At 54.1% G+C, this 25122-nt stretch carries 21 protein-coding genes and 1 other RNA gene; 1 reads left to right on the plus strand and 21 read right to left on the minus strand.

What is annotated here, in order from left to right; genetic code table 11:
• Nucleotides 1–153: 153 nt before the first annotated feature.
• Together rpsT and holA are read right to left on the minus strand one after the other, a co-directional pair.
• On the minus strand, nucleotides 154–417 hold the full coding sequence (gene rpsT, locus GCWU000342_RS02035; protein WP_006905540.1) for a 30S ribosomal protein S20: 264 nt from the start codon (nucleotides 415–417) through the stop codon (nucleotides 154–156).
• 154 nt (nucleotides 418–571) lie between these two features.
• Nucleotides 572–1576 carry a DNA polymerase III subunit delta gene (holA, locus tag GCWU000342_RS02040; RefSeq protein ID WP_006905541.1) on the minus strand — a complete coding sequence of 335 codons (1005 nt, stop codon included), beginning with the start codon at nucleotides 1574–1576 and terminating at the stop codon, nucleotides 572–574.
• 157 nt (nucleotides 1577–1733) lie between these two features.
• Between holA and GCWU000342_RS02045 the strand changes: the two genes are divergently transcribed.
• Nucleotides 1734–2156: a hypothetical protein gene (locus GCWU000342_RS02045; protein ID WP_006905542.1), complete on the plus strand. Its 423-nt coding sequence runs from the start codon at nucleotides 1734–1736 to the stop codon at nucleotides 2154–2156.
• Nucleotides 2157–2210: 54 nt separating this feature from the next.
• On the opposite strand, the gene GCWU000342_RS02050 is transcribed toward GCWU000342_RS02045, so the two are convergent.
• The 19 genes from GCWU000342_RS02050 to GCWU000342_RS02135 form a co-directional block, all read right to left on the minus strand.
• Nucleotides 2211–4871 (minus strand): DNA internalization-related competence protein ComEC/Rec2, encoded by a 2661-nt coding sequence (locus tag GCWU000342_RS02050; protein WP_006905543.1) that lies wholly within the window; start codon nucleotides 4869–4871, stop codon nucleotides 2211–2213.
• Between the two features lie 17 nt (nucleotides 4872–4888).
• A complete protein-coding gene (locus tag GCWU000342_RS02055; protein ID WP_006905544.1) occupies nucleotides 4889–5815 on the minus strand; it encodes a GerMN domain-containing protein in 927 nt (308 codons plus the stop codon).
• Nucleotides 5812–7311 carry a sensor histidine kinase gene (locus tag GCWU000342_RS02060; protein WP_006905545.1) on the minus strand — a complete coding sequence of 500 codons (1500 nt, stop codon included), beginning with the start codon at nucleotides 7309–7311 and terminating at the stop codon, nucleotides 5812–5814. Before GCWU000342_RS02060 ends, GCWU000342_RS02055 begins: the two co-directional genes overlap by 4 nt.
• 74 nt (nucleotides 7312–7385) lie before the next feature.
• Nucleotides 7386–8075: a response regulator transcription factor gene (locus tag GCWU000342_RS02065; RefSeq protein WP_006905546.1), complete on the minus strand. Its 690-nt coding sequence runs from the start codon at nucleotides 8073–8075 to the stop codon at nucleotides 7386–7388.
• 8 nt (nucleotides 8076–8083) lie between these two features.
• Entirely contained in the window at nucleotides 8084–8728 is a 645-nt protein-coding gene (locus GCWU000342_RS02070) for a helix-hairpin-helix domain-containing protein (RefSeq protein WP_006905547.1), read from the minus strand.
• 76 nt (nucleotides 8729–8804) lie between these two features.
• Complete coding sequence (locus GCWU000342_RS02075; protein ID WP_083790717.1) at nucleotides 8805–10286, minus strand: bifunctional folylpolyglutamate synthase/dihydrofolate synthase; 1482 nt, start codon at nucleotides 10284–10286, stop codon at nucleotides 8805–8807.
• Nucleotides 10252–11091, minus strand: a complete 840-nt coding sequence (locus GCWU000342_RS02080) for a DegV family protein (protein WP_006905549.1) — start codon at nucleotides 11089–11091, stop codon at nucleotides 10252–10254. The genes GCWU000342_RS02075 and GCWU000342_RS02080 overlap by 35 nt, the downstream gene beginning before the upstream one ends.
• Before the next feature lie 172 nt (nucleotides 11092–11263).
• Nucleotides 11264–11467 carry a cold-shock protein gene (locus tag GCWU000342_RS02085; RefSeq protein WP_006905550.1) on the minus strand — a complete coding sequence of 68 codons (204 nt, stop codon included), beginning with the start codon at nucleotides 11465–11467 and terminating at the stop codon, nucleotides 11264–11266.
• Nucleotides 11468–11555: 88 nt separating this feature from the next.
• Nucleotides 11556–12062, minus strand: a complete 507-nt coding sequence (locus GCWU000342_RS02090) for a DUF5721 family protein (protein WP_006905551.1) — start codon at nucleotides 12060–12062, stop codon at nucleotides 11556–11558.
• A gap of 48 nt (nucleotides 12063–12110) precedes the next feature.
• Nucleotides 12111–13502 (minus strand): glycosyltransferase family 2 protein, encoded by a 1392-nt coding sequence (locus GCWU000342_RS02095; protein WP_006905552.1) that lies wholly within the window; start codon nucleotides 13500–13502, stop codon nucleotides 12111–12113.
• A 427-nt stretch (nucleotides 13503–13929) separates the two neighbouring features.
• An RNA gene (gene rnpB, locus GCWU000342_RS09980) (RNase P RNA component class A) lies at nucleotides 13930–14325 on the minus strand.
• Between the two features lie 120 nt (nucleotides 14326–14445).
• Nucleotides 14446–16131, minus strand: a complete 1686-nt coding sequence (locus GCWU000342_RS02100) for a nucleoside kinase (protein WP_242649965.1) — start codon at nucleotides 16129–16131, stop codon at nucleotides 14446–14448.
• A gap of 103 nt (nucleotides 16132–16234) precedes the next feature.
• Nucleotides 16235–17083: a Nif3-like dinuclear metal center hexameric protein gene (locus GCWU000342_RS02105; RefSeq protein WP_006905554.1), complete on the minus strand. Its 849-nt coding sequence runs from the start codon at nucleotides 17081–17083 to the stop codon at nucleotides 16235–16237.
• A 108-nt stretch (nucleotides 17084–17191) separates the two neighbouring features.
• Nucleotides 17192–17899 carry a tRNA (adenine(22)-N(1))-methyltransferase gene (locus GCWU000342_RS02110; protein WP_045000142.1) on the minus strand — a complete coding sequence of 236 codons (708 nt, stop codon included), beginning with the start codon at nucleotides 17897–17899 and terminating at the stop codon, nucleotides 17192–17194.
• A 2-nt stretch (nucleotides 17900–17901) separates the two neighbouring features.
• Nucleotides 17902–19200: an RNA polymerase sigma factor RpoD gene (gene rpoD / locus GCWU000342_RS02115; protein ID WP_408640209.1), complete on the minus strand. Its 1299-nt coding sequence runs from the start codon at nucleotides 19198–19200 to the stop codon at nucleotides 17902–17904.
• 561 nt (nucleotides 19201–19761) lie between these two features.
• Nucleotides 19762–21711: a DNA primase gene (gene dnaG, locus GCWU000342_RS02120; RefSeq protein WP_006905557.1), complete on the minus strand. Its 1950-nt coding sequence runs from the start codon at nucleotides 21709–21711 to the stop codon at nucleotides 19762–19764.
• 9 nt (nucleotides 21712–21720) lie between these two features.
• Complete coding sequence (locus GCWU000342_RS02125) at nucleotides 21721–22737, minus strand: deoxyguanosinetriphosphate triphosphohydrolase (protein ID WP_006905558.1); 1017 nt, start codon at nucleotides 22735–22737, stop codon at nucleotides 21721–21723.
• A gap of 126 nt (nucleotides 22738–22863) precedes the next feature.
• Entirely contained in the window at nucleotides 22864–24417 is a 1554-nt protein-coding gene (gene rny, locus GCWU000342_RS02130) for a ribonuclease Y (RefSeq protein WP_006905559.1), read from the minus strand.
• 99 nt (nucleotides 24418–24516) lie between these two features.
• Entirely contained in the window at nucleotides 24517–25119 is a 603-nt protein-coding gene (locus GCWU000342_RS02135) for a regulatory protein RecX (RefSeq protein ID WP_045000144.1), read from the minus strand.
• Nucleotides 25120–25122 lie beyond the last annotated feature (3 nt).

Here is a 25122-nt window from a genome sequence, read left to right on the forward strand (position 1 = left end):
GGTCATGATCCCTCGACGGCATTTCCCGCTCCTGTTCTCATCATCCGCCCATGCGGCGAACAAAAAGAGAGTCAACAGATGACGGGCTGTTGACTCTCTTATCCTTCATTCCTGCGGCATCGGTGTATCTGACGCCTCTTCTCGTCCGATTGATTAAGCGAGCTTGTTGACAGCCTTGCTGAGACGAGAAACCTTGCGTGCCGCTGTATTCTTGTGATAAACACCCTTAGAGCATGCTCTGGCGATCACGCTGGTAGCCTCTTTGAGCGCTGCAAGGGCCGCGTCCTTATCCTCAGCCTCAACTGCCGCGTCGACCTTCTTGATGTAGGTCTTCACCTCTGACTTGATTGCCTTGTTGCGGGCGGTCTTGGTAGCAGTTACGAGTACTCTCTTCTTTGCGGACTTAATGTTAGCCAATTTAGATTACCTCCAATGTAAATCGAATGTTTCTTATAGAAAAAATCCTTAGTTACATTGTAGCCGGACACGGACAGTTCAATGTAAACATACTCGTACATGATACTGTCCGGGCCTGCTCCTGTCAAGGATTAATTACGGGCAGGCGCGTGCCTCACCTGGCATAGCGCATCATGAGGACTTCCACTCCCAGTCGGTCTGTAATTTTCCCGGTCTTGATTCTCTCCTCCATGTCAGAGGCGTCCGCCAGCAGCTGTCTGATCTGTTCCTGGCTATAGCTTTCTGAGCTGCGGCGGATCTTTCCGACAATATAAGGGGAGACGGCGATTTTCTGTCCGATCTCGCGATCTGACAGATGATCTGATGACATCTGCCGCACCGCCAGCATCTGGATGAACTGGCGCTCAATCAGGCTGAGGATACGCAGGGGCGGTTCTTTGGCCGCGATCATATCCGCGTAGTGCTCCAGGAGCAGCTTTCCGTCCCGCCTCGCCATGGCGTCGATCAGATCAAAGACACGGTTGTTGAGCGGACGGCTTGTGATGGCCCTGACATCATCGAGTTCAATGCGTTCTCTGTCCAGGCAGTAAGTCACAAGCTTCTCGTACTCCCGCTCCATATTCTCCATATTCTCGCCGCTTCGCAGAAAGAATTCCCGCCACGCCTCGGGTGACATGGTCTTCTTCTCCTTGGACAGGCGGCCTCCGATCCACTGCATGAGGGTTCTCTCATCGGGCTTTAAGAACTCACAGGCATAGCCATACTTCGTTATGGCCTTAAAGGGTCTGGTCGATTTCCTGACGGCCTTCTCGACAAAGATCAGCACAGCCGTCTCGGGCACAGTCTCAAGATAAGCCGCCAGTTCATCGTTGCTACTGTTAAAGAAGCCGGATTCCATAATCAGAATGCAGCGATGGTCCGCGAAAAAAGGCATGGTCTGCGCCAGATCAATCAGCCCTTTCAGGTCGCAGTCATCTCCCTCCATCCGGCTGAAATTCATGCTCTCCTGGCCGCCTGTCAGGGCCCTGACCAGCCGATCCCGATACTGGAGCTTGAGATAGTCCTCTTCTCCATAGAGCAAATAGGCTCTGTGAAATTGTCCCGTCTTAATATCCTGATTGATGGTCTGCATGAAAACAATTGTAAAATCCCGCTCCATACAAGTCAATCTGCGGAATGCGCACTTAAGTTCGATAGGCATCGGAAGGCAAAAGCGCTTATAATAGTAAAAAATTCAGCTGACAAAACAACAGCCATAATCTGTCTCTGCCGCGTCCAGCGCGCCCTGCGGACAATGGCCCTGTAAGGAGAATATCATGTCACAAACCGTCACAAATGCCCACGAGGCCTGTCAACTCGCCCAGGACTATATCGATCGGCTGGCTCCCGCCGAAAATCTCTTCTATCACGCCTGGGTCTGCCACCGCTATTATATCTTTGACTTTCTCCCCCGAGATTTGGATCCGACAGAACTGACCGCGCAGGCCCAAAAGAAAGGGGAATTTTGGACCAGTCTCTTCCACAGAAATCCATCCGGTCACTCCGCAGACAATACCGCCTGCCTTCTGTCCGGCAAAGAGGGCTATACCGCTTACAGCTACGGCAAATTCGGCCCTGTACTCGTCGACAAGTCCTCGGGCGAGTGTTCTATTCACCCCCTGGATGATCCGAAGGGATTGGAGCATTACCGGACCTTGATCGAACACGCGCAGGTGATCCGCGAGGATCAGCTGATCTAATCGTTTTATCGAGCCAGACTTTCTCCCATGCGAATCGGTGTCAAGAGGCGAATTTCACGGGAAGCGGACCTGATATTTCCAGTCGCTTCCCTTTCTGCGCAGGGTCATCTGCCCCTGATACATAGTTCGATCGATCGGACAGCCGATCTCCTTCATCCGCTCCAGAGTCTCCTTTCCCGGATGTCCATAGCGATTTCTGATCCCGGCACTGATCCAGATCAGATCCGGCCGCAGCCTTTGGAGAATCTCCCGGCTGTTGGCTCCCTTGCTCCCGTGATGGGAGGCCTTATATAAAGAGAGCTTCCCCTCTCTTTTGTCTCCAGAGAACATGCCCTTGCGCAGCAGGGTTTCTTCCTGCTGTGTCCCAATATCTCCGGCGCAAAAGGCAGAGAGTCCCGGCATGGTAATCGACAGGATCAGACTGTTCTCATTGGCCCCCCTGGCCAAATGATCCCTGCCCGGTCCCAGGCAGCGCACCAAAAGGATCTCCTTCTTCTCCCCACCGCCCTCTATACAAAGCTGGTCCCCCTGATCCCAGAGCAGGACCCGGCATCCATTTCTCTTTGCCAGAGCAGTAAGCCTTTCATAGGCGGGATTTCTCCCCTCATCGACATAGGGCATATTGGCCGAAAAGACAAGATTCTGTATGGAATACCCTTCCTTTAGGGCCTCTTCCAGGCCGCTGATATGGTCCAGATCGGTGTGGCTGACAAACCAATAGCGGATCTGCCGAATGCCCCTGGCTTTGAGAAAGGGAAGAATACGCCGCTTTCCCAGCTGATCCAGACTGGTCGATCCCCCGTCAATCATGTAATGGCCTCCTCTCCCGTCACAGAAGTACAGACCATCCCCCTGTCCGACGTCTAACATGGTAAATTCAGCTCCTGCCAGATAGGGAAGGCTTGCAGACCAGAGGATCGGCGGCGACAGCAGAAGGGCAAGGGCGACCCCCGCGGAAATTCTCCCCTGAATCCGCCGCTTTTTTGTTTGACTCTTTGCCCTTCTCTGCCCGGGATAAACAGCCCATCTTTTCTCTCTTCCATACAGCAAATAAAAGAGGCTCCCGTAATAGACAAGGATCAGCCAAATCGGGGGCTTGCCTGTAATCATCCTCGCTCCGGGCAGGTGCAGACTCAGATCCGAGCTCCATTCAAAGAAGTAGAGCAGGCAGTGGCTGACTCCCAGGCAAAGATCCGCCGGCGCTTTCAGAAACCCGAGCTCTGCCGCCAGACCCAGAAATCCTCCCAGCAGACCGCTCGCCAGGACCAGTCCCAGAAAGGGCAGCAGAAGCAGATTGAGAAAAATCACATAGAGAGCTATCTCGCTGTAGCAGAAGGCGAGCAGGGGTAAGACAGCCAGCTGGATTCCCAGGGCCAGGATTATCTGCCCCAGGATACGCTGGGTCAGGTTGGGCTGATAGGACCCGGATACACGGTCGCGCCCCCGATTCCAGGGCAGTTGCCTTTGACGCATTCGAAAAAGCTGATGCTGTCTCGCCTTAAATTTCTCTTTACAGTCGGACCGGTAGCGCTCCTGCATCGGCCTGGCTACAAGCTGCATACCTAAAATCGCCGCGAATGAGAGCTGAAACCCCGGGTCGCCTATGGCCATGGGATTTGGGATCAGAATCACAAGCGCCGCCAGCGCCAGCGCGGACAGAGAATCGTAGGCCTCGCCCAGACATTTCCCCAGAAGAACAAGCAGATACATCCACACCGCTCTCTGCGTGGAAACGGCATTCCCGGTCATCATACCGTAGAAAATGATTCCCATACCGGAAATAAGGGCAGCCAGGGTCAGATTAAGGCGCAAGCTCCTCAAAAGCCCAAGGAGAAGGGAAGCCAGGAGGAAGACATGAAGGCCGGAAATCGCCAGGATATGCGATAGACCGGATCGGGTGAACAGATCCCTGACCTCCGCGTCCAGACTGCTCCTTGCCCCCAGCGCCATGGCGGAAAGAAGCCCCGCCTCTTCCGCCGGCAGATTCCTGTCAAAGACCCCTGCCAGCCCTGACCGCAGGCTCTCAAGCAGCTGCCTCAAATGCCAATAGGGATGACCGGCCCCCTCTGCAAGCAAAACCGGATGAGAGGCCTTCTTAAAATGCCCGTAGATCTGCCTGCTGTATTCATAGGCTCTTTCGTCAAAGCCCCCCTCATTTGGCGCAGGCTGTCCCGGACTGTATAAAGCGCTGAGGCGGATCCTGTCTCCCAGTTGAAGGCGCGTCCCGCTTTGATCGATGGTTTCGGCCAAATCATCGACATAAATTTTCCCCAGTTCCCACTCTTTTTCATGATCCCGGGCTGAAATTTTCACCTGTCCCAGGAGTGCCCGAATGCCTTTTTCCCTCGGCTCAAGGGCATAGATTCTCCCCTCAGCGATGATCTGCTGTCCCTCTGTCAGTTTCTGCGCGACCCGCAGCTGATGATCCAGGAGGGCCTGGCAGCGCGTGAATCCGATCAGGAAGAAGGCAGAGACCATCAGTCCCGGTCCGATCCGTCTGACCGCTTTTCTCATGTTGATAAGAGAAGATAAGACCGCGGGCCTGCCGCCCTCGATCAGGGGGCAACCCGGGATAAAAAGGACCGCTGCGACAGCGGGCAAAATAAGCGCAATCAGTAGAATCAGAACTGCCTGGCGCGCGCAAGGCGCACGCGCAATAAAAATTCCCGCAAGTAAACTCAAGGCCATGATGACCAGAGGCCTGGCTCTAAGCATAGGCCACCTCCCCGCTCCTATTCGGCGTTGGAAGTCACCATATTGAAGTTGGGCGTATAAGAATTGGACAGCTTGTCCCCTCGGAAGATGGAATTCATCTCTCCGTTGATCGCGATCTGTACACTGGATATCTCGTTCAGCTCACATAAAGAGTTGACGATCGAATATATCACGACCTGCTGTGATATTTTATCTGTGGCATTGAGGAAATTCTCATCCAGATTCAGATAACAGACCCCGCGATTTACATTGATATTGAGCAGTTTGGTGCTGTCCGGAATCGGACTGATGGCGTCATCCGTGTGAGGACTGGTCATCAGATATTCCATCACCAGCTTCTCCGGTGAAATGTTGCTGTTGTAATAGATCTCTCTCTTCTCTCTGACCAGGCTCTGCCCGTCCTTGCTGGCATAGTAGAGGGTAAATGTCCGCCGAACCATAGCGTCCTCCGCGTCGCCCCCGAAATCCATAAATGTGTCGGCATTCATGGCGCCAATCTCACTGCCGTCCGCGTTTGTCAGAGCCTTTCCCTGTACCGTAAAGGTCACTGAGCTGATGTTGCTGATCTGCAGGAGGGTCTTGACGATCGCAGACCGCATGAGGACCTCGTTCGGTCCTGTGATTCGCTCATAAGCTGTATTGAAATCCAGGACCAGGTGTCCCCCATCCAGGCGATGTGAAATCACTTCCAGATCCCTGGGCATGACACTGACTGCACTTCCTGTATCCGGAGCCTGTTTCAGGGCAGTTAAAAGCTCACTGATCTGCCCCTCCGTGTCTTTGGCCTTGAGCTTGTAAGCGCTGATCTTTAAGCTGTTCCCGGCCACATCCATATAGTAGATCTGCTGCGTCCCCGCGTCCCCGCCGCACGCTGTCAGAAGTGTAATAACCATACTCATCATCAGAGCGAGAGAGACGCATTTCTTCCGGATAGATCTTCTCATTCTCCGCTCCTCTCCTCACGGATCTCATCTGCCCGTCTGGCAATGACATCCTCCTCGGGATCTACGATATAGGTCAGAGGAATACGAACATCAAAGGTCGTTCCCTGTCCCAGCTCAGAGGCCACACGGATCTCTCCATGGTGCATGCGAATCGCGTTTTGCGTAATTGCCAGACCAAGACCGGTACCGCCGATCTCCCTGGAATGCGACTTATCCACCCGGTAGAAGCGCTCGAAGATACGGTCCAGCGAATCCTGCGGGATTCCCATTCCATTGTCCTCAACCGTCACAAAACAGTACTGGTGATCAGCATTTAAAGAGACGTGAACCCAGCCGCCGGGATTGTTGTACTTGACGGCATTCTCCACCAGATTTGTAATCGCCAGAGAAAACTTGGTCTCATCGATCTCACAGAAAACCGGACGGAAGGACTCGAGGACCAGCTCTACTCCCTGCCGGTCCGCGATCGGACGAACCCGGTGCAGAATGGATTCGATCAGCTCATTCATATTGACAGACGCGATATTCATGCTGATTCCCGTCTTGTTCATACGAACCAGAGAGAGAAGGTCATTGATAATCTTGGTCTCCCGGTCAATTTCATGACTCATATCCTGCATGAATTCCTGATAGAGCTCGAGGGGGGCTCCCTCCATACTGTTAATGGAGTCCGCCAGGACCTTCATGGATGTCAGAGGCGTCTTGAGCTCATGAGAGACATTGGAGACGAACTCCTGCCGGGAAGCCTCCACAGACTGCATGCGGCCCAGGAAATCATTGAAATGGCCTGCCAGCTCCTCCGCCTCCGCATAGTCTAAATCCTTCAGGCCCGACGAGGCACTGCCGTTTTTCGTCTTATCCAGGGCCTCTTCCATGGTCTTGAGAGGGCGAATGGTATGCTCCGCGGTCCAGGCGGCAAGTCCCAGGAGAATGAAGCCTAAAATAACAAAACCGATGATCCCGGGCACGGTCATCTGGTCCAGGGACTGGTTCATGTAGTCCATCGAGCGCACTACCATGAGCACTCCGCGAACAGGCGCGTTGTCGTCCGCCGTGCTGCGGATGGGCAGGGTAACCGTCAGGAAATTATTCTGTTTATCATAGTAGCTGAGAGCCTCTCCCTTGAGAGAGCGAATCGCGTTCGCCCAGACCAGCGTCCGTCCGCTGTCGATGCCGTTGGTATCCTTGATCACCCGAAGGTTATCATCAATCAGCAGAATACGCCCTCCATAGATCTGACGAACCGTATCCAGCTGGCTGTTGATCTCCGTGTCCGAAGGATCCGACAGATAGTCCTTGTCCAGGATTCCCCCGGTCAAAACCTGCATCTGCGAGTGAATCTGCACTTCTTCAATGTTGATGGTATTCTGCCGATAGGCATAAAGATAGAGATAAAAAGCGACGGTATAAGGGATCAGTCCCGCCAACAGAATCATGAGAATCAGGCGCAGTCTGAGCCTGTGAAATTGATCCCGGAGTCGTCGAAAAGCATTCATGAGATTAGTATAACAGGGAAAAAATCAGGGGACAATGTCAAAGACTGAAATCGTATCAAATCGATAAGGAAGTCTCAGGCCTGAAAATAATAGCCCACCCCCCACTTGGTGTGCACATACCTGGGTTCGCTCGGGCTCGGCTCGATCTTCTCTCTCAGGCGGCGGATGTGTACGTCCACCGTCCTCGCGTCCCCCGGATAGTCACTGCCCCAGATCGTGTGCAGAAGGGAATCTCTGGAGTAGACCTTGCCCGGATGATTGACCAGGAGCAGGAGCATATCAAACTCCTTGGAAGTCAAGTTGATATCCTCTCCCGCAATCCGAAGGCTTCGACGATCCGTGTCCATGCTGACGTCGCCGGATTTGATCACATTTCCGCTGTCCTCTTCCGCCTCCCGGCTCCTGACCCGGCGCAGAATGGCCTTGATTCTGGCCTTGACCTCCAGAATATTGAAGGGCTTTGTAATATAGTCATCCGCGCCGTACTCCAGGCCCATGATCTTATCCATGTCGTCGCCCTTGGCTGTGAGCATGACAATCGGCACGTTGGAGAACTCACGCACTGCCCGGCAGACCTCAAAGCCATCCATCCTGGGCAGCATGACGTCTAAGAGGATGAGATCATAGTCTCCCTCCCTGGCCTTGTCTAGAGCCTCCTGACCATCATAGGCGCAGTCGACCTTCATCTCATCTTGCTCCAAGGAGAAGCGAATCCCCTTCACAATCAATTTTTCATCGTCGACCACCAACACCTTTTTGGCCATCTCATACCTCAATTCACAGTGATCCGATCCTTGATTTTGGCGTAAACCGCCGCCTTCAAGCCAGGGACCTTCATGATATCCTCTCTTCTGGCAAACGCTCCCTGCTTCCTGCGATAGGCAATAATCGCATCCGCCTTGCCGGCTCCGATCCCGGGCAGACTCATCAGCTGGTCCCGGTCAGCCCGGTTGATATTGACCTTGGATGAAGATCCGGATCCTGTCTGAGCATTCTCCGAAGACTGCCCCTCCTCAGACGAGTTCTGCCCCTCTCCCTGTCTGGGCACCCGATACATGGCGCCGTCTTCCAGACGCGCGGCCTGATTTACCTTCTCTGTATCGGCGTCCCGGCCAAAACCGCCAGCCGCCTCCAGGAGGTCCTTTAAGCGGCTGTCCCTGGGAAGAGAGTAGACCCCGGGGCGCTCCACTGCCCCCTGAATCTGAACCCAGATTCCACCGGTGTCTGTCCTGTCGCCCTCCGTCTGATTTGTCCCGGAATTCTCCCCCCTGCCTGTATCTCTGGCCTGCTCTTTCGAATCGGCCCCCTCTTCCCCCTGTTTTATCTCTCTGGATTGAAGGAAGGATCCTCTTGCGCAGGACGACAGGCACAGGGCCATCAGAAGAAATCCGCACATCAAATACCTGCGTATTTTCATCACACACCTCCACAGAGGTGCCCAATGCATCATCTACGTCCAACATTGTATCGAAAAAAGGTCCGTAAGGAAAGCGCTAAATGTCGCTTTCCCTCTTCTGCGCCGCCTCCGGTCTGAATTCTTCCGGGGAATCGGCCAAGAATGCCTTGACCTGACCCACAAAATAAAGAGATCCGAAGAGAACCAGAGGGCTCCTGATTCCCTGTCCCTCTCTTCTCTTGCAGATGTCCGCGGCCAGCTCCAGGGCCTCTGAGACAGAGCCTGCCCTGTGAGCGCAGCCGCCTCGGCCGCGAATCAGAGCAGCCAGCCTCTCTGCCTGCAGAGCCCGGTCACTGTCCACCGTTACCGTGACTACTTCCGCCGCCAGCGGGAGAATCTCCTCCAGCATCAGGTCGTACTCCTTGTCCGCCAAAATCCCGATGATAAAGACACAGGTCGTATCCGGATAAAAGCCGCGCAGGCTCTTGGCCAAAGCGTCCACTCCCTGGGGATTGTGGGCGCCATCGATCAGGATCTGCCTGCCTCTGTAGCTGACTCTCTCCATGCGCCCCGGCCATGAGACCTGAGCCAGACCGCTGCGCAGAGCCCTGCAAAACGCCTGATTCTCCTCTCTTACAGAATCCGGCGCGGTCGTCGCACTCCCGCGGGCCCTGTCTGTCTTTCTCCCCTTCTGACAGGTCACTCCCATCTCATGCAAGATCTCCGCCGCCAGAATCGCGCAGGCTCCATTGTAAAGCTGGTAATGCCCCTCCAGAGCCAGATCCTCCCTTTTCAGTCCCCTCGCCAGAAAAATATCCTTTGCCCTGCTCTTTGTCACCTGCCAAAAGGGAATCCCCTCTTGCCGGCAGCGCCTTATGATCACCCGGCTGGCCGCCTCCTCCATAGGACCCAGGATACAGCGTGTGCCAGAGCGAAGAATCCCCGCCTTATTCTCCGCGATCTCCTCCGGGCGATTCCCCAGAATCGCCGTGTGGTCTAAGCCGATGCTGGTAATGATGCTGATCAGGGGAACTACAGAAGAAGCACGGGTCGAGTCGTATTTTCCCCCCAGGCCAGTCTCTAAGATAACAAAATCACAGACCTCTTCCCTAAAGTAGCAGAGCCCCATGCAAAAACAGATGTCAAACATGGTGGGCGGCAGTTCCATGGGCAGCTCAAGAATCTTCTCTCCCAGGCGCCGGACGGCGTCATCGGAAATCTGCCTTGTAATCACTCGAGGGGCAGTCGCCGCATCGAATGCGCCTCTTCGATTCTCCTCTGTCTCCAGAATGCGGATTCGCTCGTTGAAACGCAGCAGATGAGGCGAGCTGAAGAGCCCGACCCGAAAGCCCTGTGCCGCCAGAATATACGCCAGGATCGCCGCTGTCGATCCCTTGCCATTTGTGCCGGCGATATGAATGACTCTCTGCCCCTCTTCCGGATGCGAAAGGCGATCCAGCATTTCACGGGACACCTGGTATCCTGTCGCCCTGCCGAATCGCCTCATTTTCTCTATCTTATCTACAATTTCCTGATAAGTCATATCAACCAGCCATGATGATACCGCCGTCATTGGCATACATAGAAGAGACTCCCGCGGTATCCAAAATCAGAATCTTCTTAAAATGCGCCAGCTTCTCCACCTGGGCCTTGACCATCTGCGCCCGCTCGGGACAGTTGCAGTGAGCAATGGCCAACACGCGATTCTGAGGATCCGGCGTGACCTCCATGAGGCAGCGAACCATCTTCATCAGCGCGCGCGTCATTCCACGCTCCTGACCAAGCTTCTGAATGGAACCCTCCTCTGTGGATCCCATCACCGGCTTGATATTCAGTGCCTTGATGATCGTAGCGGCCAGGCCTGAGAGACGACCGGACTTGCGCAGGGTCTCCAGCGTCTCCAGGACAAAGAAGGTGTGCTGCTTCTCAATATAGTCCTGGGTTTGGCTGACAACTTCTTCAAAGGGCAGACCCTCTTCCTCCAGTTCCTCGATCTTCAAGCCGATCAGGCTCTCTCCGATGGACGCGGACCTGGAATCAAAGACGTGAATCTTCTTTGCGTCCCCGTATTCCTCCTCATAGAGTTCTTTCCCCAGACTGGCACTGGCGTAAGAACCGGATAACTTGGATGAAAGCGTGACAATATAGATGTGGTCTGACTCCCCTTCCATCCACTTCATGTAGGCATCCGGAGATGGGCAGGCAGACTTGGGCTCGTTGGAGCTGGAGGCCACCTTGGCCAAAAAGGTCTTCTGGTCAAAGCTCTCATCGTCCACAATCTCCTCATTGTCCACGCGAAGAATCAGAGGAATATTTACAAAGTGCCCGCCGGCTCTCATCTCCTCTGATAATTCGCCGCAGGAATCAACTAAAATCTTATACATCCTCACCCTCCTGTGCTGAGCACGGAGATTATCGATCCGTCACAGTGATACGAACCCATTCTACAACAGATTCCGCAAAGAAAAAAGAGAAGCGGCCTGCCGCTTCTCTTCTCCTCTGTGACCACGAATGTGAGCAGAAGTCACATTTGATGATTCCTCATGGTGATTTGATTTATTCCACAACGGTGACGTCGATCGCCTGCGGACCCTTATCGGAGTCCTCAACCTCAAAGTCAACCGTAGCTCCTTCTTTCAGGGTCTTAAATCCCTCCATGTTCAGCTTGGAGAAGTGTACAAATACATCCTTTCCAGCCTCATCAGAGATGAAACCGTACCCCTTACGGTCATCAAACCACTTAACTGTCCCTTTTGCCATTCCTTTATACCTCCATACGAAACTATGTCAGAACAGAACATCTCAACGGGTCAAGGATAACATAAAGCGGAAAAAATAACAAATTTTTTCACACAAGTTCTGACCAATCCAGATGATTTTTTGACAGAAATTCACATACCCAATGATCCCAGACCTGATCGAGACTCTTGTCCATGGAAAATATCCGACAGGAAGTTCCCGTCGTGAGCCGCAGCGATCCATCCCGATAGGTGAGATTCATAGCCAGCGCGTCTACATCCTCTGACCGCATGCCATTTCCCGCTTGATCAAGCAGCTGACTGACCAGGGCCGGCGGAGCCAGAAAGACGAATTTGAAATAGCCCGGCGCCCTCTTTCCGGAAATGGTCTCCAGACAAATTTTGCGCAGGCGGCCATAGGGCAGGCAGCGGTAACCGGCCGCCTCCAGTTTCTCCCATTCTTCCGCGGTGTAGAAGTCGCAAATCAGATGCCCGTCAAGGGTCAGGGAAAAGGACGAGCGTATCTCTGCCTTTGCCAGTGGAAAGGCGTCCCAGGTCTCCTCCAAAAGCAGACTGTGCATAATCCCGGCCTGACTGGAAAAACGCAGAGCCCTCATGCCTGCCTCTCCTCCTGCATTTTGCACGCTCCTATCTCATGAGGATTCTTAACTCCGGACATAGTCACTCCCCTCTGCGTCTTTAACTCCTGCCGCACGGTTCAAGCGGTCATTCTCCCCTTCCCGGACAAGAAACTCGGTCATCTTGTATGGGACCTCCTCCTTATCTTCGCGGGAGGCAATCGCTTTCCTGCTGCCGGCAGGCGGCAGAGCCTTGCTCTCCTGAGGCGCGGCAATGCCCTCGTGGTCAATCCGTTTCCAGCTCCTGACCGGGTGTACCAGGGCAATCACAGAACAGATGCTGTAGAAGAAGAAGAAGACCGGCATAAAGAGCAGGGCAGGCATAAAGGGCCGAAGCTCCTGGTGATAGAAGAAACGGATCATACAGAAGAGGACAACCTCCGTCCCTGCCAGAATCAAGGCGAGACCCAAAAGCGCCAGTCCCGGGAAGTACCAGAGAGTCAGAGGAATCATGACCAGATTGGCGAAGAATGCGACAAAATTGACAGGGCCCAGAAGCAGAAGCATCAGGTTGTCCGTCGTGCGTCTGCGATAGGGATCTTCACTGGAGATCTTAAGGGCGTGCATCCATGCCCCGATATAGCGGCGAAGGATCTGATAGGAGCCCGTACACCAGCGGATCAGCTGGCGAAAGAGCACCCTGACCTCAGAGGGCTGCTCATCAAAGCACACGGCGTCCAGACAGAAGGCAACTCTCCTGCCAGCCAGACACTGCTGGACGGAGAACTCAACATCCTCCGTAATGGACGAGGTCCTCCAGCCCGCGGACAGGACTTCTTTTTTGACGGCAAAACCGGTGCCGGTCAGAAAGGCTGAGAGCCCCATCTTCTGCCTGGGATAGGAAAAGAGGAAGCTGTAGAGCATCCAGTAGATGGCAAACCACTTGGTGACAAAGGTCTTGTAGGGGCCGCCTCCCAGGCGATTCCCCTGCACGATCTCCTCCCCTGACTGCAGCATGTCATTGATATGGATCAGGTAGTCCTCTCGGACAATATTGTCGGCATCGAAAAAGGCAAAGGAATCGATGTCGTCGCCATACTCTTTCATGATGCGGCGGATTCCCCAGGCCAGGACATCTCCCTTGCCCCTGGTGGGCCCTTCATTGCGCTCCATGACAATGACGCGATCAAAGCCTGAGGCTGTCTGAGCCGTGCGATCTGTACAGTGATCCGCGAGAACAAAAATCCTGAGCTTATCCTGAGGATATTTCTGCTGAGAGAGACTGGTCAGAAGCTTGTCTATCACCGCCTCCTCATTGCGGGCGCAGATGACAACGGCAAAGCGATCCTGCCTGTCGGCGTGCGGATATGTCTTCTTCCTGCGGCTCAATCCCCAAATAACCACAAAGGCAAGCCAGATGCTCGGAATGACCGTCAGGATCTGTATCAACAGTGCGATAATTCCTTCTATACGGGGCATACATCTTCCTCACTGAGCAATGATGGAGCTCCCCCCATGCGATTGCGAGAATTTCGAAAATTACTTTCAGACATTATTATAGCGAATCCCTTCTGCCTGCTCTATTAAACTTATCTTAAACTTTTGTAAGACAGCCTCCGGCGGCAGCGATCATCCGCTGTCTGACGGCATTCTATGAACCTTTTACAGGGCAGCCCTGGCGGCGGCGGTCATCCGCTGTCTGACGACATTTTATGAACCTTTTACAGGGCAGTCCTGGCGGCGGCGATTATCCGCTGTCTGACGGCATTTTATGAACCTTTTACAGGGCAGTCCTGGCGCCGGCGGTCATTTGTTGTCTGCGGCATTCCATGAACCTTTTACAGGGCAGATGGGAAAAAGAGAAAAGACCGTCCTTACAGAGAGGGACGGTCCTATGAAACGCGAAATAGAAAGCAGGGCGATAAGCCGGGTTATGTCTTGTGTGATCATCTATCTAGGACGGCTGTTGCCAGCCGCCTCGAGCAACCAACCCGGAGCTGGCGGGCCGCGTCATCGCTCCTGCTCGGTCTTGCTTCGGATGGGGTTTACATGGCTGCGCCTGTTACCAGCCGCACGGTAGTCTCTTACACTGCCTTTCCACCCTTACCGGGTTCCCCCGGCGGTATATTTCTGTTGCACTTTCCTGGGAGTCGCCTCCACCGGCTGTTAGCCGGCATCCTGCCCTGTGAAGCCCGGACTTTCCTCTCCCGTATTCTGAGGTTCGGCAAAGCCTTCCTCTTGGCAAGGTTCTGCGCCGCAAAGCGGCTCCCTTGCATACGGCAGCGATCACATACCCTGCTTTCAAGGCCTTATTATAGCGATTTCAAAGGGGTAAGCGCAAGACCGATGAAGGTCCCGGCCAACAAAGGTCTGCAGAGCAAATCCAACGAAAGCCGGTAGAGCAGAACGCGCAAACTCCTTCTCAAACCTGAAAACAGCTGCCCCCGATAAATTCCCGGATCAGGGAATTGTTGGCAATATCTTCCGTGGGGATGGCCAGAAAGTAATCCAACAGCTTGAGCAGGCGGTGCGCCTCCGCGTATGCCGGATCTTCCTTGTCAATCGCAAAGAGCAGGGGCTCCGCATAGAGCTTGAGCACGCCGATCTCATAGACCAGAGCCGAATTAAACATCTCATCGGCCATCTCCTGAAAGGGGAAAATCCCGCTCTCTTCTCCTCTGCGCACAGAGTCCCACATGCGAATGGTCTCGGCAGCGGAAGTCCCGCGCGTCCGCGCGTCCCGGACAATACGGCGCAGAAGCCTGCCGTCTGTTGTCGACAGGGGATTGTGCTCATCTATCCCCAGCTGAGTCAGGGCGGAGATATAAATCTTGTACTTCATGGAGGCGGGAATGGAATAAGAGAGCTTGTCGTTGAGACCGTGAATCCCCTCGATCACAAGAATATCTCTCTCCCCCAGCTGCATATATCGGTCATGGTACTCCCGCTTGCCTGTCGTAAAATTATACTCGGGAAGAAGAACCCGTTTCCCGGCAAAGAGGTCCGTGACATTCTGGTTGAAGAGCTCTACATCCAGCGCCTCAAGGGCCTCGAAATCCTTGTTTCCCTTCTCATCCAGGGGAACCTGGCTCCTCCCCCTGTAATAGCTGTCCAGGGGAAAGGGATGGGGCGTGAAGCCCCGGGCCATCAGCTGGGTTCCCAGTCGATGGGAAAAAGTCGTCTTTCCGGAAGAAGAGGGCCCGGCAATCATCACGACGCGTCGGCCTCTGTCAATGATCCGGGAGGCCATGCTGCCGATCTGCTCCTCCATCAGAGCCTCCTGGGCCAAAATGATATCCCGGATTCTGCCGGAAGCAATCGCATCGTCCAGCGCTCCCACCGAGGGAATGCTCAGACGGGCAGACCAGTTGCCTGACCTCTCCTGCACCTCAAAAAGCTTCATGGCCGGGTCAAAATCAGCAACCTTCTTCCCCTCCCGATAGGGAAAGAGAAGCATGAATCCATCGGTAAATGTCTGCAGATCAAAATATTTCAGCAGGCCGGTCGACGGAACCATATAGCCGTAGAAGTAGTCGCTGACGCCCTCGAGATCATAGAGGTTGGTGTGAGAATCCATCCGATAGCGCAGAAGGCTCACCTTGTCGACAAGTCCCTCCCTGCGGAAGTAATCCCTGACCTTCTCCGTAGAGACAGATCTCTTGACGATAGGAATATCTTCATCCGCCATTGCCAGCATCTGATCCCTGAGCTGGGCAATCAGCGAGGCCTGCGGATGAGAGAGCAGATGAAAGCCGTCCTTCTCCCTGCTGTATATATGGCAGAAGTAACCCTGACCGAGCGAATGCTCCACCCGGATATCCATCTGTCTGTCCGGATCAAGCCTGGCTGCAGCAGCCTGCATGAGCAGAATCAGACTTCTGCGATAGGCTCTCCGCCCGTTTTTGTCAACACTGGTCAAAAAGCGGATCTTCTCCCCCTCTTCAGCCACATGACCAAGCTCCCGCAGGTGGTGATCAACCTCCGCAAGGACAATATCCTCCGGATAGGCCTGCGGATCCCGCTCTGTGATCTCCTTCGCGATCTCCAAGAGGCTTGTTCCCTCCGCGTATTTATGTGTCTTTCCTTCGATTTCGACTCTGATTGCCACTCTCCGGCTCCCCTCTTCTTGCAGGCTAAACAGTTTCTCTCTTCTTTTATCTTCCCCTCCGCCCCTTCTCCCCGGCAAGAGAGCATGGGACCAAGGCAGACCGTCAGACGATCCAGACCGGTTCTTTCATGGGCTCTGTCAGGACATCGATCTCCGCCAGCTGCGCTCTGAGTGTCATGGCCATATGCTCAATGAAAATATGCTCCACCCCATAGTGGCCCGCGTCAATTACCGCCAGTCCTTGGGCCATGGCATCCAGTCCCGTATGATGATCGATGTCCCCGGAGACATAGGTGTCCGCCCCGGCTGCCAGGGCACAGTCTACCTCTGACTTGCCGGATCCAGGACAAATCGCCACCCGGTGCACCTCGCGCTCGGGATCGCCGAAGACTCTGACATGGGAGAGCCCGAACGCCTCCCTGACCTGCTTCGCGTAGTCCCGCAGGCTGGGCGCAATGGCCTCCCCCATCTCCCCGACCTTGCCGATTCCCATCGAAGAACTGACCCGAATGGGAGGGATGGCGTCTGTCCCGTCTCCCGCCGCATCGACCGGATCAATGTCCCTTCCGTCGTAACTGACATCCAGGGTGATCAGTTCCGTCATTCCCAGGGTATCGGCGGCCAGATCTCCCATCTCACAGACATCGTAATTGGTGTGCATAGCATAATAGGAAATCTCATGGCTGATAAGCCTGATGATGCGCCGACCCACAAAATCATCCGCCCGCACGGACCGGATCGGCGAGAAAATCATGGGATGGTGGGTAATGAGCATATCGGCCTTGGCGCCAATCGCATGGTCGATGACCTGATCGGTGGCATCCAAAGCGACATAGATGCGATGAACCTCCTGGTCGGGATCGCCAACCAAAAGTCCCACATTGTCCCATTCCAGCGCCGCCTGACGGGGAATGCGCTTCTCTATCCTGTCTGTAATTTCTCTGACTCTCATCTTCGCCTCCCGGGGCTGTAAAAAACTGCGTGGTCCATCTGATCCCGCATGCCGGTGCAAATATCCAAGCTGGTCTGACACTGATCTTTTCTGTATTTTACAGGATCCTTACTTCTCCTCAGATATTCTCAAACGGGCTCTTCGATTCTGCTTCAGCCTCTCTAAAATCTCTTCTCTTCGCCTGACCTTCCCCTGAGGAAGCGCTGCAAGAATGCTCTTCAGCATGGCCTCCTCTCTCCGCAGATAAACCTCCAGAAGAGGGTGGCGATTCTCAATCAGAAGCTTTCCGTAGGCCAGCTCCTCCGGAGTCCAGGAACAGTCCCCCCGGCTTCCTTCCTGGTAACGGACCCTGGCGAGGAAGTACCACTTCCCCCCATCCTCCACAAGATCCTGAGCCTGCGTGACAAATCCCCTGTCAAGCAGCCAGGCCCGCAGCATGGGTAAGTCAGACTGTGCCCCCAGAATGATCTGTCCGGCCTCCCTGGCCGAAGGCAGGTCCGCCTCCAGGATATCCCGGATCAGACCGCCTCCCATTCCGCTGATCAGAATGGCTTTTGTCTCCCCCGGACGATAAGACGCAAGACCATTGGAACAGCGGACTTCAATCCGGTCCGCCATTCCCTCCGCCGCAATATGCTCTCTTGCCCTTTTTAAGGGACCCGGCCTGATATCCATGGCCAGAGCCCGCTTCACTCTCCCGGATTCAAGAAGCGCCAGACTCAGATAGGCGTGATCACAGCCAACATCCGCCAGACTCTGACAGGGCTCTACCAGAGCCGCCAGAGCCTGCATCCGCCTCGATAACCTGACAGCCATAATTACTCCAGATAATCCTTGAGCTTACGGCTCCTGGACGGATGGCGCAGCTTGCGCAGGGCCTTGGCCTCGATCTGTCGGATCCGCTCACGGGTCACGTTGAACTCCTTGCCAACCTCCTCTAAGGTCCGCCCTCTGCCATCCTCCAGACCAAAGCGCAGAATCAAAACCTTGCGCTCTCGCTCAGTCAGGGTGTCCAGGACTTCATTCAGCTGTTCCTTGAGCAAAGTGAATGTCGCTGCCTCTGCCGGAACGGGAGCATTTTCATCCTGGATAAAGTCGCCAAGATGAGAGTCCTCCTCCTCCCCGATCGGGGTCTCTAAAGAGACCGGTTCCTGCGAAATCTTTAAAATCTCCCGAACACGGTCGGGCGTCGTCTCCATCTCCCTGGCAATCTCCTCTGGAGAAGGCTCTCTTCCCAGTTCCTGCAGGAGCTGACGGCTGACGCGAATCAGCTTATTGATGGTTTCAACCATGTGCACCGGAATCCGGATGGTTCTGGCCTGATCCGCGATAGCGCGGGTGATCGCCTGACGAATCCACCAGGTAGCGTAGGTTGAGAACTTATAGCCCTTGGTGTAGTCGAACTTCTCAACCGCCTTGATCAGTCCTAGATTTCCCTCCTGGATCAGGTCTAAGAAGAGCATCCCCCGGCCCACATAGCGCTTGGCAATTGATACCACCAGGCGCAGATTCGCCTCGGCGAGCTTCTGCTTGGCCCGCTCGCCGACAGCTGAATCGTTCTTTAAGATCTTGATCTGGGCCTCCAGATTCATCATGTCTTCCTCAGATAAATCGCCGGAACGGATCTCCTCCCGCAGGATCTCAATCTGCTCATCCGCCTTGAGCCCTTTTTCCATCTTCTGAGCCAGATCGACCTCTTCTTCCGCAGTCAGCAGGTGTACCTTGCCGATCTCTTTGAGATACATGCGGACAGGATCATCAATGTTGACCGCGTCGGTACTTGCGGTCAGAGCCGCGATATCAACCTCCGGCTCTTTGTCCTCGTCCTCATCCTCGTCTTCATCCATGAGCAGGTCATCATCTATGTCCAGGTCATCATCATCCATCTTCAGAACATCCACGCCGGACTGTTCCAGGTAATCCTGGATGATATCCATCTTATCTTCGTTCTCCCGAAACTCCGGGAAGGCCTCCTCTAACTCCGCATAGTCCAGGATATTCTTCTTGCTCTTTCCAAGATCGACCAGGTCTCCCAAACGGCTGTACATCTCCGCGGCAGTCACTTCACCTGACTCCTGCTCCCCGGTCTTATCCTCTTCTGCTTTTGGGCTCTCCACTTTTGGAGCCTCTGTTTTTGCGCTCTCTACTTTAGAATTTTTCTTTTTCGGATTGTCCGCCTTGGAATTCTTTGTTTTTGCGTTTTCTGTTTTAGAATCCTTCTTTTTTGAATTTCCCGTCTTGGAATTCTCTATTTTGGCATTTTTCGTTTTCGGATTGTCCGCCTTGGAATTCTTCGTTTCGGGGCTTTCCTTTTGGGGCTTCTCTGTCTTTGGACTCTTCGTTTCCTTTTGAGCAGTCTTCTTCACTGCTTTTGCCTTCTTTTCAGAAGCTGATCCGCCATCCTTCTTGGCATTCGCCTTCTTGACCGGAGACTCCTTCTTTTCAGAAGCTGATCCGCCGGCCTTCTTGGCGCTTGTCTCCGATGATTTCCCAGCTTTTCCAACAGCCTTTTCAGCGGCCTTCTTTCCGCCTGCAGCTGGTCCGCCAGTCTTAGAAGACTTCTGCTCTTTTCCCGCCTTTGCTGTCTTTTTCTCAGCGCCCGGCTTTTCTCTTCCGGTCCCGGATGTCTTTACGATTTCCTCTGTCACTTTTTTGCCTGCCATTTTCTCTCCTCATTCTTATTTTAGGTCAATGCTGATATGTTCCAGTTCCTGCAGTTTCTTCTTATCGCGGATCATCTCAGTCAGAAAATCCGGGTCGACCGCATTGCCCTTCCTGCGCTTTCGCTCCATAGCCGCCCGCTTGATCCGCAAGAGGGTCTCCCGAAGAGCCTTAATCCGATCTGTTCGCTCAGTCAACCTCCCGACTGTGGTATTGAAGATCCTGGCCACTTCACGCTGTACTCCCTCATCTCCCTCCTGGAAATGATCCATAATTCGGGCCGGATTGACTCCACCTTGTTCCGACTGGCTCCAGACCTCCTCTGCCACATCCCGATATACGCCCTCCTCGAAGTCCATCGGCTCAAGATAGGGCTTCACGACCCGGTAGATCTCCGGGTCCTCCGTAATCCATGTCAGCAGTAAGCGCTGGGACTGGCGCATGCCGGTCTCTCTGGGCTGGCTCCTCTGACCCGGCCCCTTGCGCGCGGTTCTCGCTGGTGAGAGGTCCATTCCCGGATCGCTCCCCCGATAGGCGGCCTCCGTCTCGTCCTGGGCGCGGGCATAAGCGTCTGCCATGGCAAACGCGTCCTCGTCCGGATCCCTTTGACTTCGATTCAAAGAAAAGGCTCCTTTGTCCGCCTTGTCCGCAGACTTCCTCCGGGCCAGAATTCCCTCCTGGGAAGCCATGTGCACAACCAGCTGGCGGATCGACTCCGCGCTTCTGTGGTAGCGATCAGCGACAGCCTGGATGTAATTGCCCCGTTCTATCTCCTCCGGAAAACGGCTGATCCGCAGGGCCACCTGGCGAAAGAACTCTGTATTGGACTCCGGGTCATCCATCTGGTAATCCCTCTCCAGCATGCGGATCGTAAACATAAAGGAATTCTCCGCCTCCTTGATCCTCTCTTCATAGGCGTCCGGTCCCAGCTTCTTCATGAACTCATCCGGATCCTTGCAGGGCTGCATATTGATAATCTTACAGCTGATACCCGCGTCCTTGAGAAGAGGGATCGCCCGCAGGGCTGCCCTGATTCCCGCCGGATCCGAGTCATACGAGAGATAGACCTGCCTCGTATAGCGCTTTAACATCTGCGCGTGCCCCTCCGTCAAAGCTGTTCCCAAAGAGGCCACGGTATTGTCAAAGCCATTCTGGTGCATAGAGATCACATCCATATATCCCTCGCAGAGAATCATCTGGGGACGGCGCGTTCTCTTTGCCAGGAAGAGGCCGAAGAGGGTGCGGCTCTTGTTGAAAATCATGGTCTCGGGGGAGTTGAGATACTTGGGTTCCCCCTCTCCCATCACACGACCCCCGAAGGCGATCACCTTACCTCCCGCATCCATAATGGGAAACATGGCCCGGTTCCAGAACTTATCGTGCGCTCCCCTTCTCTCGCTGATCGCAATCAGGCCGGAGTCGACCAGATCGCGGTCCTCGTATCCCTTGCCCTTTAAATAGCGGTAGAGGGCATTGGAGTGACTTCCGGTATAGCCCAGGCCCCATTTCTGCATGGTCTCCTCTGTCAATTGCCGGTCCCTGAAATAGTTCATGGCCGTAGCCCCGTCCTTACCGCGAAGGACGGCAAAATAGAACTTGGCCGCCTCTCTGTTGATCTCTAAAAGCCGGCTCCTCTTATCGGCCCTGGCCCGGTCCTCTTTGCTCATCCTGCGCTCGGGGAGGGCGATTCCGGCCCGGTCGGCCAAGGTCTTGACCGCCTCCGGAAAGGTCATGTTCTCGTAATTCATCAAAAAGGTAAATACATTGCCGCCCGCGCCGCAGCCGAAGCAATGATAGAATTGCTTGCCCCGGTTGACGTGGAAAGAACCCGTCTTCTCGTTGTGAAAGGGGCAAAGCCCCACATAAGCTGATCCGGTCTTCTTTAATCCGACATACTGGCCGATAACATCTACAATATCATTGGCCTCGCGAACCTGATCGATCAGTTCGTCTGAATAATATGGCACGCTGACTCCTCAATATCCGTCTACTTCCCAGGCCTTGGGCAGGAAGAACTCGCTGAATTTGGTCACTGCATACTGATCCGTCATCCCAGAAATATAGTCGCAGATGATCCGCCCCTCATCGTCCCCGGTCTCCTCCGCGATCCTCCGGTACTTCTCGGGGATCTCCTCAAAATGATCCGCATAGTACTCGTAGAGCATTTTCAGCATCCGCTTGGCCTTGACCTCTTCCGACTTGGCCACAGGATTGGTGTAAAGACTTTGAAACATAAACTTGCGCAGGTCCAGTAGAGCCTGCCAGATTTCATCGGACATACAGATCGCGTCCGTGTCACGGCTTGAAATAATCACATTGTGGATCATGGTGTCCAGGCGATCCTTAGCCGTTTGCCCCAGTGTATTGCGCAGCTCCTTTGGAATGTCCTCCTCGCACAGAATCTCCGCCCGAATCGCGTCGTCAATATCGTGGTAGACATAGGCGATCTTATCGCAGAGTCGAACAATCTTCCCCTCCGGCGTATGAGGGGTAAGAGCAGTCTGATGATTGCGGATTCCATCCCTGACCTCCCAGGTCAGATTGAGCCCCTGCCCCTCCTTCTCCAGAAGCTCTACCACCCGCACACTCTGTTCATTGTGGCGGAAGCCCCCGGGATAAATCTCCGTGAGCGCCCTTTCTCCGGCATGACCGAAGGGAGTATGGCCCAGATCATGACCCAAAGCGATAGCCTCTGTCAGATCCTCATTCATGCGCAGAGCCTTGGCGACGGTTCTGGCATTCTGGGACACCTCCAATGTGTGAGACATACGAGTCCTGTAGTGGTCACCCAGAGGGGTTAAAAAGACCTGGGTCTTATTTTTCAGACGTCGAAAAGCCTTGGAATGCAAAATGCGATCACGGTCTCTCTGAAAAAGAGGACGTATGTCACATTGGTCTTCCTCCTTCTTTCGCCCCCTGGAGTCCACATCATGCGTGGCATAGGGACTGAGGAATTCCTCTTCCAAGAGCTCCATCTCCTGGCGAATATTCATCTGAAACTTCCTCCAAAAAACATCCTATTTATTTATTGCGGCCTGGAAACAAATTTCCTTTTTTAAACATCATAAGCAACAGAAAAAGGTCTGACCGATAACATATCGATCAGACCGATTCCCTGCTTATTTCGCAACATCACTGACACGGGACTCTCGAACCAGGTTTACCTTGATCTGTCCGGGGTAGTCCAACTCGCTCTCAATACGCTTGGCGATATTGCGGGCCAGAAGGACCATGTCTGCATCACTGATTTGCTCGGGAACAACACTCACGCGAATCTCGCGGCCTGCCTGAATGGCATAGGCATTGTCAACCCCTTTGAACTCCTTGGTAATATCTTCTAACTGCTGTAAGCGCTCTGTATACGCTTCCAGAGACTCGCGTCTGGCGCCGGGACGGGCTGCGCTGATGGCATCCGCTGCGGCGACAATCCAGGCGACCAGTGATTCCGGTTCCACGTCGCCATGATGCGCTGCGATCGCGTTGACGACAACCGGACTCTCCTTGTACTTCTTGGCAAGTTCCACACCGATCTGCACATGCGTGCCGGTGATTCCCTCCTGATGGTCGATTGCCTTGCCCAAATCGTGCAGAAGACCTGCCCGCTTGGCGACACGGACATCGACACCGACTTCCTGAGCCAGAAGACCGGACAGCTGCGCAACCTCTATGGAATGCTGCAGGGCATTCTGACCGTACGAGGTACGATACTTCATACGGCCTAAGAGCTTGATCAGATCCGGGTGCAGACCATGCGTTCCCACCTCAATGGCGGCGGCCTCGCCAGCCTCCTTCATCGCGTTGTCTACTTCCCGGCTGGCCTTCTCGACCATCTCCTCAATCCTGGCAGGATGAATCCGTCCGTCCACAATCAAGCGCTCGAGCGCAATTCTTGCGATTTCACGGCGTACCGGATCAAATGCGGACAAGACAACCGCCTCCGGCGTATCATCAATAATCAGTTCCACCCCGGTCAATGTCTCAAGGGTACGGATATTGCGGCCCTCACGGCCGATGATCCGCCCTTTCATATCATCATTGGGGAGCTGAACAACAGAAATCGTCGCTTCCGCGACATGGTCTACCGCACACTTCTGAATGGCGGTCACCACGATCTCTCTGACCCGCTTGTTGGCTTCGTCCTTGGCCTGAGCAACGGATTCCTTCACGATCTTCGCAGCATCGATCTTGACATCTTCTTCAACAGTCTTCAGTAGATATTCCTTGGCTTGTTCAGAGGTTAATCCTGAGATTCGCTCGAGTTCCTGCAACCTCCTTGCGTTGAGCTGGGCCACTTCTTCTCTGGCCTTCTCAATGTTCTGCTCACGGTCATGCAGGCTCCGTTCTCTTCTGGCGAGGGCATCGCTTTTCTTGTCGATGTTCTCCTCCCTCTGCAGAATACGATTCTCAGAGCGCTGTACTTCTGCCCTGCGTTCACGAATCTCCTTCTCCAAGTCATTCTTAGTCTTCAGGGAGTCTTCTTTGGCCTCCAGGAGAGCCTCGCGCTTCTTCGCCTGAGCCTCTGTAACAGCCTCATCGATGATTCTGCGCGCCTGTTCCTGGGCGCCGCTGATGGTCTCAGCATCCTGTTTCTTATGAATGGAGTTCGCAATCGCCAGGGTGACCGGAGCTACAACTACTAGGGTAATCACTACCGCAATGATAATTGCAACCACGGGAGCACCTCCTTATGAAATTGTGATTGTATGCTTCAAAATGGACTATCCATAATGTTGTCTACAACACTTAAATATTATAATTTTCGGAAAAATTAGTCAAGATTCATCGGACTTTTGCAGAGCCTTCATAATGGCGGAGGCAGAGAAGCCCCGATAGGCCAGAAAGCGGTAGAGCTTCCCCCTCTCTCTGGGATCGGATACTGTCGGATCATAGCCCTTCTTATGGAGCAGGCTCCGAATCTGATCCTCCTCCGATGCCGTGTATTCTGCATCCAGGGTCTGCTCAATCAAGTCCCTGTCAATCCCCCGTCTCGTCAGGTCGAGGGCAATCCGCCTGCGGCTTTTATTCTCCTGATGAGCGTGCACATAGGCAGCTGCCATGCGACGGTCATCCAGATAATGAAAGCGACTGACGTATTCAATCGCGTAATCGACGGCCTCCTGGGGATAGCCGCTTGTCTCAAGCTTCTGACGAAGTCTCTTCTCCGCGTAATCTCTGACCTCAAGAAGCCGCATCGCCCTCTTGGCGGCCCTGGGAAAGAAAATCTCGCTGAGAAGGATGTGATACTGGTCCTCCGACAGTTCCTCTCCGGCCTTTAGCGCATATTGACTGACTTCCGCCTGATAGAGAAGAAAGTCTGTCCCGTCATCGAGACAGACTCTCTGCCGCTTCCCTTCCGGCTCTATGGATTCAATCAAACG

This window comes from Shuttleworthella satelles DSM 14600 (assembly GCF_000160115.1).
GTDB classification, from domain to species: domain Bacteria; phylum Bacillota; class Clostridia; order Lachnospirales; family Lachnospiraceae; genus Shuttleworthia; species Shuttleworthia satelles.

Bases quoted from the DNA above. Each gene is read 5' to 3' on its own strand.
- holA (WP_006905541.1), bottom strand. From the start codon at position 1,576: ATGGAGCGGGATTTTACAATTGTTTTCATGCAGACCATCAATCAGGAT.
- GCWU000342_RS02045 (WP_006905542.1), top strand. From the start codon at position 1,734: ATGTCACAAACCGTCACAAATGCCCACGAGGCCTGTCAACTCGCCCAG.
- GCWU000342_RS02050 (WP_006905543.1), bottom strand. From the start codon at position 4,871: ATGCTTAGAGCCAGGCCTCTGGTCATCATGGCCTTGAGTTTACTTGCG.
- GCWU000342_RS02055 (WP_006905544.1), bottom strand. From the start codon at position 5,815: ATGAGAAGATCTATCCGGAAGAAATGCGTCTCTCTCGCTCTGATGATG.
- GCWU000342_RS02060 (WP_006905545.1), bottom strand. From the start codon at position 7,311: ATGAATGCTTTTCGACGACTCCGGGATCAATTTCACAGGCTCAGACTG.
- GCWU000342_RS02065 (WP_006905546.1), bottom strand. From the start codon at position 8,075: ATGGCCAAAAAGGTGTTGGTGGTCGACGATGAAAAATTGATTGTGAAG.
- GCWU000342_RS02070 (WP_006905547.1), bottom strand. From the start codon at position 8,728: ATGAAAATACGCAGGTATTTGATGTGCGGATTTCTTCTGATGGCCCTG.
- GCWU000342_RS02075 (WP_083790717.1), bottom strand. From the start codon at position 10,286: ATGCCAATGACGGCGGTATCATCATGGCTGGTTGATATGACTTATCAG.
- GCWU000342_RS02080 (WP_006905549.1), bottom strand. From the start codon at position 11,091: ATGTATAAGATTTTAGTTGATTCCTGCGGCGAATTATCAGAGGAGATG.
- GCWU000342_RS02085 (WP_006905550.1), bottom strand. From the start codon at position 11,467: ATGGCAAAAGGGACAGTTAAGTGGTTTGATGACCGTAAGGGGTACGGT.
- GCWU000342_RS02090 (WP_006905551.1), bottom strand. From the start codon at position 12,062: ATGAGGGCTCTGCGTTTTTCCAGTCAGGCCGGGATTATGCACAGTCTG.
- GCWU000342_RS02095 (WP_006905552.1), bottom strand. From the start codon at position 13,502: ATGCCCCGTATAGAAGGAATTATCGCACTGTTGATACAGATCCTGACG.
- GCWU000342_RS02105 (WP_006905554.1), bottom strand. From the start codon at position 17,083: ATGAGAGTCAGAGAAATTACAGACAGGATAGAGAAGCGCATTCCCCGT.
- GCWU000342_RS02110 (WP_045000142.1), bottom strand. From the start codon at position 17,899: ATGGCTGTCAGGTTATCGAGGCGGATGCAGGCTCTGGCGGCTCTGGTA.
- GCWU000342_RS02125 (WP_006905558.1), bottom strand. From the start codon at position 22,737: ATGAATATTCGCCAGGAGATGGAGCTCTTGGAAGAGGAATTCCTCAGT.